Source organism: Mycobacterium sp., assembly GCF_049278535.1.
Taxonomy (GTDB): domain Bacteria; phylum Actinomycetota; class Actinomycetes; order Mycobacteriales; family Mycobacteriaceae; genus Mycobacterium.
In genome coordinates this window covers 1-4,848 of sequence record NZ_JBAPMI010000125.1, presented here as the reverse complement: position 1 = coordinate 4,848, position 4,848 = coordinate 1, and the positions used below count along the sequence as shown (strand labels likewise).

Below are 4,848 nucleotides of genomic sequence, written 5' to 3'. Positions count from 1 at the left end.
GCCGACCACAAGCTGAGAAAGGCTTTCGAGGACGGGAAGTTTCCGCAGTCGTACGATGTGACGAACATTCAGCCGGCCGGTCCGAATGCCACCGCTGACGTGGCGATCTCGGGTCCGAAGCTCCCGGCGCCGGTCACTCAGCACCTCACGTTCGTCAATCAAGGTGGCTGGACGCTCGCACCAGACTCCGCTCAGGCGTTGCTGCTGGCAGCGACGGCCTAACCGGACACCGCTCGCAGGTCGATTCGGGCAACGCGCTCGGGATCTGCCAGGACATCTATCGCGGCGATCCGTCCGCCGCGAACGACGAACCCCATGATCGCGGTTGCCCGGTCGTCGACAAAGATCACCGCACCAGCGGCCCCGTTGACGACCGCTGGGCGGACTTCGCGTTCCGGCGCGGCGTAGCTTCTGGCCAGCCCGGCAACCGCGGAGGCACCTTGCACCGCACGTTGTGCGGCTGGGCCGAAGTCGCCGCGCAGCGACACCTCGGGGTCCAGAACGGCGACAAGCCGATCAAAGTCGCCGGCACGTCCGGCGGCAAAGAAGGCTTCGACGACGGTGTGCTGGGCCACCAGATCGCCGTCGGGGCTGGGCGCCTCCTGGTCGACGCGGCGTCGCGCCCTGCTGGCCAGTTTGCGGGTGGCTTCCGGCGACCGCTCGACGATCGGTGCGATCTGGTCGAACGGAACCGCGAACACGTCGTGCAGCACGAACGCCAGCCGCTCGGCGGGCGGCAGGGTGTTCAAAACCACGAACAACGCCATGCCCACCGCGTCGGCCAGGATCGCCTGGTGTTCGGGGTCGGCGTCGCCGACCGCGTCCACGATCGGATCCGGCAGATCCGCGACGAGTTCTTCGCGGGGACGGGCGTGGCGGCCGCGCAAAGTGTTGAGGCAGATCCGGGCCACCACCGTGGTCAGCCACGCATCGAGGTTGTCGATCGCAGCACCGTCGATGCTGTTCAGCCGGAGCCAGGCCTCCTGTACCGCGTCCTCGGCGTCGTCGACCGAGCCCAGCATGCGATAGGCCACCGCACCCAGATGCGGCCTCGCCGCCTGGAAGCGGGTTGCGAGATCGGCGTTGGCGGTCACCGTCGACCGGTATCGGGTAATGCGCACACCCTGCCGTCGCTGAAGCCGGAGGCCCCGATACCCAACGCCAGGTTGAACCGGCCCCGAAGATTGCCGAGGGTGATGACGTGGGTCAGGCCGACCAGTTGGGCGTTGTCGAAATGCGTTCGCAGACGGTCGAATAGCTGATCGTCCACCTCGACCGGTGTGCGGCTGAGCCCGGTGGCGTAGTCGAGAACGAGCTTGTCGACATCAGAAAAGCAGGCGGCCTCCCGGTAATCGGACAAAGCCAGCAACTCGTCGTCGGTAAGCCCCCAGCCGCGTGCGATCGCCGAGCCCAGGTCGATGCAGTATTCGCAGCGCACCGTCATCGCCGACTTCAACTCGGCCAGCGCGCGATGCCGGGGACTGAGGATGTCCAGTTTCGACTCCGCCAATTCCAGGCGGCCGTACGCGTTGAGCAGCCGGGGGATATACGCATACATCCGGAGCGGCTCCAGCATCGTCGCGGTCTCCAGACCGGTCATCTGTCTGAAGCGCCGTTTGGTGAAGAAGTAGGCGAGCTTGGCGCCAAAGCCGGCGTCGCGATCAGATATTCCGGTGAGTCGTGGCATCGCGGTCTCCTCCAGGCTTTGCGGCGGTGTCACCTACATCGACACCGGCCGGCTCGGAAACGTGACCGAAGGCTAAGCCTGCTCAGCGTGCTGGGTGACCGCATCCAGATCGAGCAGGCGGGCGTGCAGCACGGTGCGATTTCGCAGCGCCGCGCGTACCGCGCGGTGCAGGCCGTCTTCGAGATAGCAGATGCCCTTCCACTTCACCGCGTGGGGGAACAGATCGCCGTAGAACGTGGAGTCCTCCGACAGCAGGCGATCCAGCGCCAGCACTGTTGTGGTGGTGACCAGCTCGTCGAGCCGGATCTGTCGCGGCGGGATCCGCGACCAGTCCCGGTAGGACAGGCCGTGCTCCGGATACGGCTTGCCATCGCGCACGCCCTTGAAGATCATCGGCGGCGGGACTCCGGCACGATCCTGCCCGACGTGGCCATGCAGGACAGGCTAGCGCGACGACGATGCGGGGCGAAAAGGTCGGGGGATGGCGTGCGGGCACCGGTAGTCGCTGGTGATCCCCGTAAACTGGGCCGGGTTAGGAGGGTGAATCCGGATGGGAACTGCCGACGAGCGCCGCTTTGAGGTGCTGCGCGCGATCGTCGCCGACTTCGTTTCCACCAAGGAACCGATCGGTTCGAAGTCGCTGGTGGAACGCCATAACCTCGGCGTCTCGTCCGCGACGGTGCGTAACGACATGGCCGTCCTGGAGGCCGAGGGTTACATCACCCAGCCGCACACCAGCTCCGGTCGGGTACCGACGGAAAAGGGCTACCGCGAATTCGTCGACCGGCTCGACGAGGTCAAACCGCTGTCCAGCGCCGAACGCCGCGCCATTCAGAGTTTCCTGGAATCCGGCGTCGACCTCGACGATGTGCTGCGCCGCGCGGTCCGGCTACTTGCCCAACTGACCCGCCAGGTCGCCGTGGTGCAATACCCGACGCTGTCGACGTCGACAGTGCGGCACCTGGAAGTGATCGCGCTGACCCCGGCCCGGCTGCTGATGATCGTGATCACCGATACCGGCCGGGTGGACCAGCGTGTCGTCGAACTCGGCGACGTCATCGACGAGCACCAGTTGTCGCAGCTGCGCGAGATGCTCGGCCAGGCGCTGGACGGCAAGAAGCTCGCCGCGGCGTCGATCGCCGTCGCCGACCTTGCCGCTCAACTCGGCAGCCCGGGCGGACAGTCCAAGAGCCTGAGTGATGCGGTCGGCCGATCGGCGACAGTGTTGCTCGAGTCATTGGTCGAGCACACCGAGGAGCGGCTGCTATTGGGCGGCACCGCCAACCTGACCCGCAATACCGCCGACTTCGGCGGGTCGCTGCGATCCATCCTGGAAGCACTCGAGGAACAGGTCGTCGTCTTGCGGCTACTGGCCGCCCAGCAGGAAGCCGGCAAGGTGACCGTCCGCATCGGCCACGAGACCGAGGCTGAGCAGATGATGGGCACGTCAGTGGTGTCCACCACCTACGGCACTCTCGACACCGTTTACGGCGGCATGGGTGTGCTGGGGCCCACTCGAATGGACTATCCGGGAACTATCGCTAGTGTCGCTGCGGTTGCTCTCTACATCGGCGAGGTGCTGGGTACGCGATGAGCGCACATTCCAGGCACAATTCATTAATGGCCGTCGTTATTGGGTCAAACAAGGCCTAAGAGCCTAAGAAAGGTCAGGCGTGGCACGCGACTATTACGGTCTGCTCGGCGTGGGCAGGAACGCGAGCGATGCGGAGATCAAGCGTGCGTATCGCAAGCTGGCCCGCGAGCTGCATCCCGACGTCAACCCCGACGAGGTCGCGCAGGCGAAGTTCAAGGAGATCAGCGTCGCATACGAGGTGCTGTCGGACCCGGACAAGCGGCGCATTGTCGACATGGGCGGCGACCCGCTGGCAAACGCGGCGTCGGCCGGCGGCGGGTTCGGCGGGTTCGGCGGCTTGGGCGATGTCTTCGAAGCATTCTTCGGCGGCGGCGCTACCTCGCGTGGCCCGGTCGGCCGGGTCCGGCCGGGATCGGACTCGTTGCTGCGGATGCGACTGGACCTCACCGAATGCGCCACCGGCGTCAGCAAGCAGGTCACCGTCGACACCGCGGTGCTGTGCGACCGCTGCCAGGGCCGCGGAACGAACGGCAACTCGACGCCGGTGTCTTGCGACACCTGCGGTGGCCGCGGGGAGGTGCAGACCGTGCAGCGGTCCCTACTCGGTCAGGTGATGACCGCGCGACCGTGCCCCACCTGCCGCGGCGTCGGCGAAGTCATTCCCGACCCGTGCCACCAGTGCGGCGGCGACGGACGCGTGCAGGCCCGCCGGGACATCACCGTCAAGATCCCCGCCGGTGTCGGTGACGGCATGCGGGTTCGGCTGGCCGCCCAAGGCGAAGTCGGGCCGGGCGGGGGACCGGCCGGCGACTTGTACGTAGAGATTCACGAACAGCCGCACGACATCTTCGTGCGCGACGGCGACGATCTGCACTGCACGATCTCGGTACCGATGGTCGACGCGGCCCTGGGCACCACGGTGACCGTCGACGCGATTCTCGACGGCCTCACCGAGATCACCATCCCGGCGGGAACCCAGCCCAGTTCGGTGACGACCCGCCGCGGTCACGGCATGCCGCATCTGCGTTCTGGCGTGCGCGGCGACTTGCACGTGCACGTCGACGTGGTGGTGCCGGATCGACTCGAGCACCAGGACGCCGAACTGCTGCGCGAGTTCAAGAGCCGTCGCCATCGCGACGTGACCGAGGTCCGGTCGACGCACGCCCCCGCAAGCAACGGCGGGCTGTTCAGCCGGCTGCGTGAGACCTTTACCGGGCGCTAATTGCCCGGCCTGTTCTACATCGACGCGCTGCCCGAAAGTGGTGGGCTGGCCGTCGTCGACGGCGACGAAGGCTTCCACGCCGCCACTGTGCGACGCATCCGCCCGGGCGAGGAGCTGACCCTGGGCGACGGCGCCGGCGGTCTGGCCCGCTGCATCGTCGAGGAAGCCGGCCGCGACGGGCTGCGGGCCAGGGTCCTGGACCGTTGGCAGGTGGCGCCGAGCCGGCCGCCGGTATCGGTGGTCCAGGCGCTGCCCAAAGCCGAACGCTCCGAGCTCGCGATCGAGCTGGCGACCGAAGCCGGCGCTGAGTCGCTGGTGGACTGGCAGGCCGCGCGCAGTGTGGCC

Annotated in this window: 6 protein-coding genes and 1 pseudogene; 4 read left to right on the top strand and 3 right to left on the bottom strand. The window is 67.2% G+C overall.

What is annotated here, in order from left to right; all coding sequences use genetic code 11:
* Positions 1–222: pseudogene (locus tag WAO18_RS07940) on the top strand (hypothetical protein); the annotation flags it as partial.
* Here the strand turns inward: WAO18_RS07940 and WAO18_RS07935 are convergent.
* The 3 genes from WAO18_RS07935 to WAO18_RS07925 all read right to left on the bottom strand — a co-directional run bounded on the left by WAO18_RS07935 (position 219) and on the right by WAO18_RS07925 (position 2,080).
* The gene (locus WAO18_RS07935) at positions 219–1,094 is read right to left on the bottom strand and encodes a sigma-70 family RNA polymerase sigma factor (protein ID WP_422205311.1); all 876 of its coding nucleotides are present in this window, start codon (positions 1,092–1,094) and stop codon (positions 219–221) included. The pseudogene WAO18_RS07940 and the gene WAO18_RS07935 sit on opposite strands and share 4 nt — an antisense overlap.
* Complete coding sequence (locus WAO18_RS07930; RefSeq protein ID WP_422205309.1) at positions 1,091–1,687, bottom strand: carboxymuconolactone decarboxylase family protein; 597 nt, start codon at positions 1,685–1,687, stop codon at positions 1,091–1,093. Before WAO18_RS07930 ends, WAO18_RS07935 begins: the two co-directional genes overlap by 4 nt.
* Positions 1,688–1,759: 72 nt before the next feature.
* On the bottom strand, positions 1,760–2,080 hold the full coding sequence (locus WAO18_RS07925) for a type II toxin-antitoxin system VapB family antitoxin (RefSeq protein ID WP_422205307.1): 321 nt from the start codon (positions 2,078–2,080) through the stop codon (positions 1,760–1,762).
* 157 nt (positions 2,081–2,237) lie between these two features.
* Between WAO18_RS07925 and hrcA the strand changes: the two genes are divergently transcribed.
* From hrcA to WAO18_RS07910, 3 genes are all read left to right on the top strand, one after another.
* Positions 2,238–3,281, top strand: a complete 1,044-nt coding sequence (gene hrcA / locus WAO18_RS07920) for a heat-inducible transcriptional repressor HrcA (RefSeq protein ID WP_422205305.1) — start codon at positions 2,238–2,240, stop codon at positions 3,279–3,281.
* Positions 3,282–3,360: 79 nt separating this feature from the next.
* A complete protein-coding gene (dnaJ, locus tag WAO18_RS07915) occupies positions 3,361–4,503 on the top strand; it encodes a molecular chaperone DnaJ (protein WP_422205303.1) in 1,143 nt (380 codons plus the stop codon).
* The coding region (locus WAO18_RS07910; protein WP_422205301.1) for an RsmE family RNA methyltransferase at positions 4,504–4,848 on the top strand (345 nt) is incomplete at its 3' end.